Genomic DNA, 12,658 nt, shown 5'->3' with positions numbered 1-12,658 from the left:
CGATATCAAGGGCCTGACTGAGCTGCATAAAAAAATCCGGAAACGAAGCGTTTCCGGATTCTTACACAGCCACTGGATCGTTCAACTGATCCTTAACTGATCGGCATTAGGCCGAAAGGCCCGTTTTTGTTTCTACTGTTTAGTGCGCGCCACCACCACCGCCGCCCGCGCCAAATGGCGGACGTGCAAACCACACCAGAACCAGCAAGATCAAAAATACTCCCGCTGATGCCCAGAAGATCTCATTCGCTGAGATAATCAGGCCCTGATTGGTAATTTGCTGTGCAATGTAGGCTGAAGCTTGCTGCTGCGTCATGCCCATGCTTTGCAGTTGGTCATACATCTGCTGCGAATTCGGGTTGAATGGATTCACCGATTCAGACAGATAGCTGTGGTGCATCGATTCGCGATCCGTCCACATGGTGGTGGTGATCGACGTACCGATTGAACCGGCCAGCGTACGCACAAAGTTCGACAGGCTTGATGCTGCTGCCATACGCTCTGGCGGCAACCCTGACAGCGTAATGGTGGTCAGTGGCATAAAGAAGCACGCCACGGCAAAGCCCTGAATAAACTGCGGCCATGCCGACGCACCAAAATCCATCCCCGGCTCAAACGTATACGCACGCCAGTAGAAGCACACCGCGTACATAATAAAGCTGAAGGTCACCAACCGCCGCATATCCAGCTTGTGGGCAAAGCGACCAATGATGGGCGACAGGATCACCGGAATGATGCCGACCGGCGCTGACGCCAAACCTGCCCAGGTGGCGGTGTAGCCGTATACCTCCTGCAGCAGCTGCGGCAGCAACACGATCGAGCCGAAGTAAAGCATGTAAGCCAGGCTGATCGACAAACAGCCGATGGTGAAGTTGCGCTTTTTAAACAGCGACAAATCGACAATCGGATGGTCGTCCGTTAGCTCCCACACCAACAGCACTGCCAGCGCCACCACGGCGACTACCGTGAGTACGATGATTTCCGTGGAGCCAAACCAGTCGAGTTCTTTACCCCGGTCGAGCATCACCTGCAGCGAACCAATCCCCACGACCAACAGCACCAGACCGACGATGTCAATCGGGCGGATCTCGGTTTTGGTTTCACGTCCACGCAAAGTCTGCAAGGTCAGGGCCACAACCACAACCCCAATCGGCACGTTGATAAAGAAGATCCAACCCCAGTGATAGTTATCACTGATCCAGCCGCCGAGAATCGGGCCGCAGATCGGCGCAACGATCACCGTCATCGCCCACAGCGAGAGCGCCACGCTGCGCTTGGCCGGCGGGTAGTTGTTCAGTAGCAAACTTTGCGACAGCGGAATCAATGGACCGGCAACCACACCCTGAATGATACGGAAGAAGATCAGCATCTCCAGACTCTCTGACATGCCGCACGCCCATGAGGCCAGTACAAACAGAATGGTCGACCAGGTAAACAGCTTCACTTCACCGATACGTTTGGCTAACCAACCGGTAATCGGTATCGAGATGGCGTTTGCCACCCCGAATGAGGTAATCACCCAGGTGCCCTGTGAGTTCGAGGCACCAAGGTTACCGGCGATCGTTGGGATCGCCACGTTAGCAATGGTGGAGTCGAGAACCTGCATAAACGTCGCCAATGATAAGGCGATGGTCATCAGGACTAACGGCGCACCTTCAAGCGGTTTTTGTGCCATCACAGCCTCCCGCGGAATTAATCGGCGTTGGCACGGACGATATCAGTAATCAGCTTGTTAACCGGCGCGAGGTCGATTGCCAATGCGTTACTTTCATAAGCCGCTTGTGGACGCACGCTACTGGCCAGTGTGGCCCCGTCTTTGTTCTGGGTATCCACTTTGACTAAGGTGGAGAGACCAATACGCAGCGGGTGTTCGGCCACCTGTTGCGGGTCCAGCTCAATACGCACCGGTAAACGCTGAACCACTTTGATCCAGTTACCTGTCGCATTCTGCGCCGGCAGCAGAGAGAAGGCGCTGCCGGTGCCCATATCCAGACCGACAACTTTGCCGTGATACTCCACGTCATCACCGTAAATATCGCTGATCACAGTAGCGGGCTGACCGATGCGCACACCGGAAAGCTGCGTTTCTTTGAAGTTGGCATCAATCCACAAATTCGTGGCAGGCACTACCGCCAGCAGCGGCGTGCTGGTGGAGATCTGCGAACCGACCTGAACACTACGACGCGAAATATAGCCATCCATTGGACTACGGATATCGGTGCGCTGCAGCGCCAGCCAGGCATCACGCAGTTCAGCCGCGCTTTGTTTGACGGCGGGTTGCTGTTCCAGATCGGTGTTCAGGATCATCGCCTGGTTCGCGTTGTACTGCTGCACGGCGACATCAAGTTGCGCTTTCGCCGTGGCCACGGCATCACGTGAGTGCTGCAGTTCTTCACGACCAATCAGGTTTGATGCACCCAGCGGCTCACGACGTTTCAGATCGGCTTCAGCCTGATCCAGCGCGGTCTGTTGCAGCTTGATGGTGGCCTGATACTGCTTGCCGTTGATCATCAATTGATGCGTCTGGCGGACGCTGGTGGCCAGTGCAGTCTGCGCTTTTTCAAACGCCTGCTCCGCATCGGTTTTATCCAGCGACACCAGAATGTCGCCTTTTTTCACGAAGTCAGTGTCATCGAACCAGACTTTATTCACGCTGCCGGAAACCTGTGCCATCACCTGCACCTGATTACCTGACACATAGGCGTCATCGGTTTCCTGGAAATGGCGCAGCACCAAATACCAGTAGGCCAGATACGCCACCCCAATCAATACAAACACGATAGCCAGCAGGATCAGCACACCTTTGCGCTTCTTCTTTTTATTCGCTGGCTGTTGCGGGCTTTGCGCTTCCGCGGTCGCACTCATGTTGTTCTCCACGTTTTCCATTTAGCCGGGCTGTGTTGATCCTTCAACACGGTTTCCCGAGTCGAAAAAGCCAGCGTATAAGACGCTGGCCGGATAAAAGGGGATTAAAATAGCGATTTCGGAAGGTGATTGTGTCGCACTTCTTGCTATTAGCGCGACAGGGAAGCGATAACCTGATCTTCATCCATTTTATCAAGACGGTTAAGCAACTTGCGCGTAATCGCTTCCAGCTGATCCTGCTCGGATGTAGAGAGCGAAGACCACAGATACTGCAGACTCTGATGCTGCGGTGGCAGCAGCTGACGTAAGAATTCGTTACCTTTCTCTGTCAGGTGCAGATGCAGGCAGCGACGGTCATTATCGCTCTCGCGGCGCTCGATCCAGCCGCGTTTTTCCAGCTCATCGGCAATACGTGTTGCATTAGTGCGTGAGGAACCCAGCGCAGAACTCAGTTCTGAAGGCTGGATGCTCTGGTTTTCTTGCGCATCAAGTGTAATCAGCGCCATGAATAAGGTCTCGTTAATTCCCTGCGCCTTCAACATCTTGTTGCGGTTATCCAGCAGTTTTCCCTGCATATGCATGCACAGACGAGTCAGGATGATTTCCTGCAACGGAAAATCTTTATGGCGGTTAGCACGGATGTTCAGCATCTGTTCAATGGGAGTAAACGAACTTTCCATTTTAAAAAAAACCTCTTAGTTGCAACTGGTATAGTAAGGATGGTGACAGATTAAGCGTAGTCATATTTTCCGCCAGTGATTGTTCGCACGATCACATTGTCAACATCTGGCGTTCCAGGTCGTTCCATAACCCTGGGCGCTTCGCCCTGACAACGTGCCACGCAGGATGGTTACATTGTCATCAATTCACATCGTGAAATATTTTTAAGAAAAAATAATTTCGCGAGAAAAAATAACCCTGGTGAATAACTGTGCTGCTAACCATAACAAACTCAATCATCAATGAATAGTCTCACTCACGTGATTGGGTTGGTCTTTACGCTTTCTAAACACTTTAGCTGAACGCATTACATCACGAAATCAATGGGTTAATTAACTTAATCGTAACAATTCCGGTACCAATACCGTACCAGCTAAAATGATGAATTGCATTCGTTGAGAGAATTTAACCTCAGGCAGCGCAGAGATAAGTCTCGGCTTAGCAGCATTCATGGCGGAAGAAAGGCGTAGATAATCATTTGTGGTTAATAGTAACCCAAAAAATTATTTCAATGGTGTGTTAATTGACAGGACGTACCAGTGCGCTATAACGCACGAACTGTGCGGGGATTGAGAACAAAAGCGGCCAAAAGGCCGCTTTTAAGGGAAGAGGATTACTTTGCCGCCGCTTGTGCGTCAGAAATCCACTTATCAAACTCGGCCTGATGGCCTTTGATCCAGCCATCTACGTGGCGATTGATGTCAGCTTCAGAAGCCTGACCCGCATGCATCGCCGCGTTTTCGGCGTTGATATCGCCAATCGGCAATTTCATTTCAGCAAACAATTTTGCCGCCGCCGGGTTTTTCTCAGCCCAGGCTTTGTTGGCCACAATGTGCATAGTGTTGACCGGGAAACCGTAATTTTTACCATTAGGCAGTTTGGTGTCCACTTTGCTCTGCTCGCCTGGCAGGGAAGAGAATGGCACCTGCAGCCAAACCACATCTTTACCCGGTTTGAGCACGTCGCTCAGCCAGTAAGGTGTCCAGGTGTAATAAAGGATAGGTTTGCCCTGCTTGTAGCGTGCCAGGGTGTCAGCCACCATTGCTGAATAGTTACCCATGTTGGCCGTGACCGTATCAGCGAGGCCATAGGCTTTATTCTGGTGGTTAATCACCGCTTCACAGCCCCAGCCCGGCGTACAGCCCGTCATGTCGGCTTTGCCGTCACCGTTGCTGTCGAACAGTTTGGCGATTTTCGGATCTTTAAGCTGTTCGATGTTGGTGATGTGATACTGCTCGGCGGTTTTCTTATCGATCAGATAACCCTGAGCAGCGCCGCCAACGTAAGTGCCTTCACGGTAAAACTTGTTATCACCGCCTGCCGCTTTATACATGTCGTCATGCAGCGGTTTCCAGTTAGTGGCTATAAAGGTGGCATCACCTGCCGCGATGGTGGTGTAGGCTACGTTGTAATCGACTTCGCCCGGCTTCTCAACGGTGTAGCCCAGTTTTTCCAGTGCGCGGCTGACAATCAGCGTCTGGAAAGTTTCTTCTGCGATGGTGCTTTGCAGAGGTTTAACAGTGATGCCTTTACCCGGCAGGTCGGCGGCGGACACGTGCGTCGCGGCGAACGTCGTCAGGACGGCAGCGAACAGAGCTGTCTTGCGCATAGTCATTCCTTATTTTACGTGTTGCGTCGGAGACGGACGGCCACGCTGGGCCGTCCATAGAAATCAGGCTTTTTTACTGAAGGGGCGCAGCAGCAGGCCAATTGGACCGGTGCTGTACCAGTGACGGTTGCCACGGCTGCGGCTATCACGGGCGACCGACTGAGTCAGGCGATCAAGGATAATCGCCAGAATCACGATACCCACGCCGCCGACAGTTGCCAGACCCATATCTAAACGACCGATACCGCGCAGCACCATCTGGCCTAAACCACCCACAGCGATCATCGAAGCGATAACCACCATCGACAGCGCCAGCATCAGCGTCTGGTTCACACCGGCCATAATGGTCGGCATCGCCAGCGGCAGCTGCACTTTAAATAGCATCTGACGTGGGCTGGCACCAAAGGATTCGCTCGCTTCGATCAAATCGGCAGGTACCTGCTTAATGCCAAGAATGGTCAGACGCACCATCGGCGGTAGCGCAAAGATGATGGTCACCACCACGCCCGGCACGTTACCGATACCGAACAGCATCACGATCGGCACCAAATACACGAAGGCCGGTGTGGTCTGCATCGCATCCAGCAACGGTCGGATAATGCGTGCCGCACGTTCACTGCGTGCCAGCCAAATCCCCAGCGGGAGGCCGATGATGATGCAGAACAGCAGGGCGGTCAGTACCAGCGCCAGTGTCACCATCGCTTGCGACCACGCGCCAATGGCACCAATCGCAATCAAGGAAATGAGAGTCGCGATTCCCATGGCCGGGCTGGCAATTTGCCAGGCAATCAACGCAAATACCACAATCGCCACGGGCGCGGGCATGCCCAGCAGCAACTGCTGGAATGCGCTGAGGATATAGTCGACCGGCACGCGAATGCCCTGGAACACCGGGCGGAAATGGCTAACGACCCAGTCGATGCCTTCGGTCACCCAGCTGTCGAGTGGGATCCAGGTCTTGTGGAACGGATCCATGATATTGAAATGTTCGGGAGCTGGAGCGGGCGCGCTGTTGAGCCAGTCACTGCTACTGGCGGCGCTGCTGGCGGCATCATGTCCGCCGCTCGCCGCCGAGGGATCACCCCATGCATCGGCTGAACCACTGCTACTGGCTGCGCTGCTGGCAGCATCATGTCCACCGCTCGCCGCTGAAGGATCGCCCCATGCATCGGCGGAACCGCTGCTGGACGTGCTGTCGGCGGGTGCGCTGCTGCTACTTCCGCCCCAGGGATCGCTACTGCTGGCTGCCGCGCTCGAATCTGTGGTCGCGGGTTGCTGCGTGGTCTGGCTGGCGCTATCCCACGGATTGCTGGTTTGTTCACTCATGACTGGGCTCCTTCACGATCTAAAGCGCGCAATAGCATGCTTTTGGAAATAATACCGACGTACTGATTTTCTTCGCCGACCACCGGCACCGCGCAGGGCGCTTGTGCAACGTGGGAGAGCAAATCGTTCAGGGAGGTATCCGCAGGAACCGCTAACGGCGTCTCAAGCAGGGCGCTATCCAGACCTTCACCCGCAGCCAGTGCCGCTTTAAGTGAATCGGTTGAAACTACGCCGACAAATTTCTGTTTCTCCAGCACATAGCCATATTCGCGGTCTTCATCCTGAAGCAGTTTAATGGCGGAACGTGGGCCAAAACCGGCCGCTTTACGAATCAGTGCGCCGGCGCTACGACGGGCAATATCCCTGGCGCTAAACACATGGCTAATATCGACACCCCGGAAGAAGGTGCGCACATAATCGTTAGCGGGATTATTCAGGATTTCATCCGGCGTACCGACCTGTACCACTTCGCCACCCTGCATGATGGCGATGCGATCGCCAATACGCATCGCTTCGTCGAGATCGTGAGAGATAAACACAATGGTACGCTGATGTTTCGCCTGCAGTTTGACCAGCTCATCCTGCATTTCGGTACGAATAAGCGGATCGAGGGCGGAGAAGGCTTCATCCATCAGTAAAATATCGGGATTGATCGCCAGCGCGCGCGCTAATCCGACACGTTGACGCATACCGCCGGAGAGTTCATCTGGATAGGAGTGAGCATAATTATCCAGTCCCACCTGACGCAATGCTTCCAGCGCTTTTTCCTGACGTTCCTGTAACGGCACGCCCGCTAATTCCATGCCGAAGGCGGTATTATTCAGCACCGTCATATGGGGCATTAATGCGAAGGACTGGAATACCATGCTGATCTTATTTCTGCGCACTTCACGCAGTTCAGCATCCGATATTTTCGCAATATCGACACCGTCAATGATCACCTGGCCGCGAGTGGGCTCGATCAGACGATTGAGAAGGCGAACCATGGTGGATTTCCCTGAACCGGAGAGCCCCATGATGACGAAGATCTCGCCTTCTTCAATGGCCAGACTGGCATCTTTTACGCCGACGGAGAGACCGGTTTTCGCCAGAATACTCTCTTTGCTTTCGCCTTTCTCAATCAGCTTAAATGCCTTTTCGGGGTGATCCCCAAATACCTTATATAAATTCTTTACTTCGAGTTTAATTGCCATGCAGTAATTAATTTCCCGGTTAAATGTTTAGCTATTTCTTGTAGTGATCTCGATTAAATTTAAGCGCCCTATAACCTAGCATAGTGAGAATATCTGACAACCCTTGATTCGGATATTTGGCTGAGCAAGCGCGTGCAGATTGGCGATAATTCCAGTGCTCACAAGGGATGAGAGCGAATCATTTTTTTCTGAATTTTTTATGAAATTAACCCGCTTTCACGGCAAATGCTCAGTGAAACACGAATAAATTGCGCTTATGTAGGTGATATAATGGACGAATTAATGGCGCTAAAATGACAAAATAATGAAGGTGAGAAACGGAAATAACGAGAGAATATTTGGTAATCTGAACGGGAAATATCAAGGCGCTGAAAGGGCGCGCTGTGGCGCGCCCTGTGCTACATGCCAGAGGCTAGAAATTCCAGTCCTCGTCTTCGGTTTCCACGGCTTTTCCCATCACGTAGGAAGAACCTGAACCGGAGAAGAAATCGTGGTTTTCATCGGCATTCGGTGACAAAGCTGAGAGAATGGCCGGATTCACCGTCGTCAGCTCTGACGGGAACAACGCCTCATATCCCAGATTCATCAACGCCTTGTTAGCGTTGTAGTGCAGGAAGGTTTTAACCTCCTCTGCCCAACCCACATCCGCATACAGCGCTTCGGTGTATACCACTTCGTTTTCATACAGCGCCAGCAGCAAATCGATGGCAAATTGCTGCAGCTCTTCGCGGCGTGCATCGTCAACTTTTTCCAGTGCCTTCTGGTACTTGTAGCCGATGTAATATCCGTGCACCGCTTCATCGCGAATAATCAAACGAATCAGGTCAGCGGTGTTGGTCAATTTGCCACGGCTTGACCAGTACATCGGCAGCCAGAAACCGGAGTAGAACAGGAACGATTCCAGGAACACGCTGGCGATTTTCTTCTTCAGCGGGTCCTCGGCCCGATAGTGCTCCAGCACAATCTTCGCCTTGTTCTGCAACGCTTCGTTCTCCTCACTCCAGCGATACGCCGCATCGACATCGGCGGTGTTGCACAGGGTGGAGAAAATCGAGCTGTATGAACGCGCATGCACCGCTTCCATAAAGCTGATATTCGACAGCACCGCTTCTTCATGCGGCGTGATGGCGTCTTCCATCAGGCCCGGCGCGCCGATGACGTTCTGGATAGTGTCGAGCAGCGTCAAACCGGTAAACACGCGGATGGTCAGCTGCTGTTGCTGGTGGTCCAGCGACTGCCAGGCTGGCAGGTCGTTGGACAATGGCACTTTTTCCGGCAGCCAGAAGTTGCTGGTCAGACGGTTCCACACTTCGAGGTCTTTTTCGTCCTGGATTCGGTTCCAGTTAATCGCTTGAATTTGTTTAAGTTGCATAGTTTTCATCACAATGAGCAGGAGACGCAGCCCTGGACTTCGGTGCCTTGCAGCGCCATCTGGCGCAGACGAATGTAATAGAGCGTTTTGATGCCTTTCTTCCACGCATAAATTTGCGCTTTGTTGATGTCACGCGTGGTGACGTCATCGCGGAAGAACAGCGTCAACGACAAGCCCTGATCGACGTGCTGCGTGGCTTCGGCGTAGGTATCAATAATCGCTTCCGGACCAATCTGGTACGCATCCTGATAGAGATCCAGATTCTCGTTGGTCATAAATGGCGCCGGATAGTAAACGCGGCCGGTTTTACCTTCTTTACGGATCTCAATGCGCGACACGATCGGGTGAATACTCGATGTCGCGTGATTGATATACGAGATCGAACCGGTTGGCGGCACCGCCTGTAAGTTCTGGTTAAACAAGCCGTGTTGCATCACTGATTCGCGCAATGCCTGCCAGTCTGCCTGCGTCGGTAACGCAATGCCTGCATCGGCAAAAATCTGGGCAACACGCGCGGTGCGTGGCAGCCAGGCACGATCCACATACTTATCGAAGTAGTGGCCGTTGGCGTACTGCGATTGTTCAAAGCCATCAAAACTCTGATTGCGCTCTTGAGCCAGCAGGTTCGACGTGCGCACCGCGTGATAGGTGACGCAGAAGAAGTAGAGATTGGTGAAATCCAGTGCCTCTTCCGAGCCATAAGCCATGCCTTCACGTGCCAGATAGCCGTGCAGGTTCATCTGACCCAGGCCCACTGCATGTGAGCGGCGATTGCCTTCCGCCACCGACGGCACCGAGTTGATTTCGCTCATCTCAGAAACCGCCGTCAATGCGCGCACGGCGGTTTCAACGGTCTGCGCCAGATTGCGGGAATCCATAGCATGCGCGATGTTCAGCGAGCCGAGGTTACAGGAGATATCTTTGCCGACGCGACGATAGCTGAGATCGTCATGGAACTCGCTGGCGCTGTTGACTTGAAGAATCTCCGAACACAGGTTGCTCATATTGATGCGGCCGGCAATCGGATTGCTGCGGTTCACGCTGTCTTCGTACATGATGTACGGATAGCCCGATTCAAACTGAATCTCTGCGAGCGTCTGGAAGAAATCACGCGGTTTAATGTAGGTCTTGCGGATGCGATCGTCCGCCAGCATTTCCTCGTATAGCTCGCTGATGCTGATATCACCAAACGCTTTGCCGTAAATGCGCTCAACGTCATACGGCGAGAACAGGGCCATATCGCGATTCTCTTTCGCCAGCTGGAAGGTGATATCGGGGATCACCACGCCCAGCGACAGCGTTTTGATACGGATCTTCTCGTCAGCGTTTTCGCGTTTGGTATCAAGAAAGCGGAAAATATCAGGGTGGTGAGCGTTCAGCCACACCGCGCCCGCGCCCTGGCGTGCACCAAGCTGATTGGCGTAAGAGAACGCATCTTCCAGCATCTTCATTACCGGAATCACGCCAGACGACTGGTTTTCGATGCGCTTAATCGGCGCACCGGATTCACGCAGGTTAGAGAGCAGGAAGGCCACGCCGCCGCCGCGTTTTGACAACTGCAGCGCCGAGTTCACCGCACGCCCAATCGATTCCATATTGTCTTCGATGCGCAGCAGGAAGCACGAGACTAACTCGCCGCGCTGCTGTTTACCGCAGTTGAGGAAGGTTGGGGTGGCTGGCTGGAAGCGGCCGCTGAGCATTTCTGCCAGCAATTCGCGTGACAGCGATTCGTTGCCGCGTGCCAGCGTCAGCGCCACCATGCAGGCGCGCTGCTCGAAAGTTTCGAGATAGCGTTTACCGTCGAAGGTTTTCAGCGTGTAGCTGGTGTAAAACTTCCACGCACCGAGGAAGGTGTGGAAACGGAAACCCCAGGCATCGGCTTCATCGTGCAGCTGGCACAGGAAACTGAAGTCGTACTGATTCAGTACCGTGGCTTCATAGTAGCCTTCCTCAACCAGATAGCGCAGGCGATCGGCCGCCGAGGCGAACTGTACGGTATTCGGCTCTACATGCTGCAGGAAGAACTGGCGCGTAGCCTCGTGATCTTTCTCGAACTGAATGCGGCCATCGGCGTCATACAGGTTCAGCATCGCGTTGAGCGCGTGATAATCCAGCTGCGTGCTGTTCAGGGTGTCTGTCGTTGCCAAAATTGGGTTACTCCCGCTTTTACATTAGCGATATCGTCGGGGGTTCCCATCAGCTCAAAGCGGTAGAGATAAGGAACCTGACATTTCTGCGCAATGATGTCGCCTGCCAGGCAATAGCCTTCACCGAAGTTGCGGTTACCGGCAGCAATCACCCCGCGGATACCGCGTCGGTTGGCGTCATCATTGAGGAATTGAATCACTTGTCTGGGCACCGCCCCCCGCGCACTGCCGCCGCCGTAGCTCGGCACCACTAAAATAAAGGGTTGGTCGATATGCAGGCGCTGCTTGCCATCAATCGGTATGCGGCAAGCAGGCAGTCCCAGACGAGTGATAAATCGGTGCGTGTTTTCCGACTGGCTAGAGAAGTACACCAGTGGGAACATCGCTTATCCCCCGACAGCAGCGAGCTGGCGCAGGCTGGCAATCTTGTCAGGGCGGAAGCCGCTCCAGTGGTCATCATGGGTCATGACAACGGGCACCTGGCGATAGCCGAGGGATTTGAGGTTATCAATGGCTTCCGGTTGGGTATCGAGGTTGATCAGCTGATAGTCGATACCTTTACGGTCCATGGCATTTTTTGTCGCGTTGCACTGGACACAGTTGTTTTTAGTGTAAATAATAATGCGCATGATTCGTATTTCCCTTTGATTGCGGTCTGGATGCGAGATACGAAGCAAAATCCTATTTGCAGCGAACTTCGTCCTTGACGACATCTGGTAGCGAGTTGATGGGTTGAATACTAGATGTAGTGCTCGCGGTGGTCAAGCCCACCAGATATAGGGTTTTGTTATTTTGATCTTCGGATAATCGCTAACACCAGAGATCATGCGCCTTCCCGGCCGAAAAAATATTTTGTAAAGGCGGAGGGTATGAAATTTAGGTCAAATTTTGCGCGTATTCATTCACTACAGGCACAAAAAAGCCCCGCAATCGCGAGGCTCTCTTTAAACGCTAATGACGGTTAACGGCGTGACATCAACAGCGCACCTAACACCAGACCCACGGCTGCACCGACACCCACGCCGTGCCAGGGTTTGTCATGCACGTAGGCATCAACCTGATAACTGGCGTCACGCGCTGCCTGAGAAACGCGGCTGTTGCCACCGTTCAGTTTTGCGCGGGTCTGCTTCAGCAACGACTGTGCTTTACTGCGTGCGCTATCCACTTCATCTTTGGCTTCGCTGCTGTAAGATTTAAGTAATGCTTCGAGCGAATCTGCCAGCTCGTTTACATCCTGATTGATATCAATGTCATCGTTTTTGCTTACGCGATTAAACATTTTTTCGCTCCCTTTGATTTAACAAGTAATACTGAGTGTAGACGAAACGTGACTAAACGCAGGCGTATGCCAGGCTTTAGGGAAATTCCGAATGTCCTGTATGTCGGGCTGTTGTAAGGTTGCGGGGCTGTGAGAAGAGAGGAGCAA

At 53.1% G+C, this 12,658-nt stretch carries 11 protein-coding genes; all 11 read right to left on the bottom strand.

Features of this window, described 5'->3' with window-relative positions; all coding sequences use genetic code 11:
- Positions 1 to 139: 139 nt before the first annotated feature.
- The gene (emrB, locus tag WFP70_RS18755) at positions 140 to 1,678 is read right to left on the bottom strand and encodes a multidrug efflux MFS transporter permease subunit EmrB (RefSeq protein ID WP_141399025.1); all 1,539 of its coding nucleotides are present in this window, start codon (positions 1,676 to 1,678) and stop codon (positions 140 to 142) included.
- Between the two features lie 14 nt (positions 1,679 to 1,692).
- Entirely contained in the window at positions 1,693 to 2,865 is a 1,173-nt protein-coding gene (gene emrA / locus WFP70_RS18750) for a multidrug efflux MFS transporter periplasmic adaptor subunit EmrA (protein ID WP_034825939.1), read from the bottom strand.
- A gap of 149 nt (positions 2,866 to 3,014) precedes the next feature.
- Positions 3,015 to 3,545 (bottom strand): transcriptional repressor MprA, encoded by a 531-nt coding sequence (gene mprA, locus WFP70_RS18745; RefSeq protein ID WP_034825472.1) that lies wholly within the window; start codon positions 3,543 to 3,545, stop codon positions 3,015 to 3,017.
- A gap of 653 nt (positions 3,546 to 4,198) precedes the next feature.
- Positions 4,199 to 5,194: a glycine betaine/L-proline ABC transporter substrate-binding protein ProX gene (proX, locus tag WFP70_RS18740; RefSeq protein WP_058959187.1), complete on the bottom strand. Its 996-nt coding sequence runs from the start codon at positions 5,192 to 5,194 to the stop codon at positions 4,199 to 4,201.
- Between the two features lie 63 nt (positions 5,195 to 5,257).
- Complete coding sequence (gene proW / locus WFP70_RS18735) at positions 5,258 to 6,520, bottom strand: glycine betaine/L-proline ABC transporter permease ProW (RefSeq protein WP_337024001.1); 1,263 nt, start codon at positions 6,518 to 6,520, stop codon at positions 5,258 to 5,260.
- Positions 6,517 to 7,713 carry a glycine betaine/L-proline ABC transporter ATP-binding protein ProV gene (proV, locus tag WFP70_RS18730; protein WP_034825478.1) on the bottom strand — a complete coding sequence of 399 codons (1,197 nt, stop codon included), beginning with the start codon at positions 7,711 to 7,713 and terminating at the stop codon, positions 6,517 to 6,519. Before proV ends, proW begins: the two co-directional genes overlap by 4 nt.
- Positions 7,714 to 8,125: 412 nt before the next feature.
- Positions 8,126 to 9,085, bottom strand: a complete 960-nt coding sequence (nrdF, locus tag WFP70_RS18725; RefSeq protein ID WP_200577660.1) for a class 1b ribonucleoside-diphosphate reductase subunit beta — start codon at positions 9,083 to 9,085, stop codon at positions 8,126 to 8,128.
- A gap of 8 nt (positions 9,086 to 9,093) precedes the next feature.
- Positions 9,094 to 11,232: a class 1b ribonucleoside-diphosphate reductase subunit alpha gene (gene nrdE, locus WFP70_RS18720; RefSeq protein ID WP_337024002.1), complete on the bottom strand. Its 2,139-nt coding sequence runs from the start codon at positions 11,230 to 11,232 to the stop codon at positions 9,094 to 9,096.
- A complete protein-coding gene (gene nrdI / locus WFP70_RS18715; protein WP_166936190.1) occupies positions 11,211 to 11,615 on the bottom strand; it encodes a class Ib ribonucleoside-diphosphate reductase assembly flavoprotein NrdI in 405 nt (134 codons plus the stop codon). The genes nrdE and nrdI overlap by 22 nt, the downstream gene beginning before the upstream one ends.
- Positions 11,616 to 11,618: 3 nt before the next feature.
- Positions 11,619 to 11,861, bottom strand: a complete 243-nt coding sequence (locus WFP70_RS18710) for a redoxin NrdH (protein WP_038645282.1) — start codon at positions 11,859 to 11,861, stop codon at positions 11,619 to 11,621.
- 332 nt (positions 11,862 to 12,193) lie between these two features.
- The gene (locus tag WFP70_RS18705; RefSeq protein WP_337024003.1) at positions 12,194 to 12,511 is read right to left on the bottom strand and encodes a DUF883 family protein; all 318 of its coding nucleotides are present in this window, start codon (positions 12,509 to 12,511) and stop codon (positions 12,194 to 12,196) included.
- Positions 12,512 to 12,658 lie beyond the last annotated feature (147 nt).

The sequence above is a fragment of the Pantoea sp. USMM079 genome (assembly GCF_037153115.1).
Classification (GTDB): domain Bacteria; phylum Pseudomonadota; class Gammaproteobacteria; order Enterobacterales; family Enterobacteriaceae; genus Pantoea; species Pantoea communis.
This window is presented reverse-complemented; position numbering and strand designations above follow the sequence as displayed.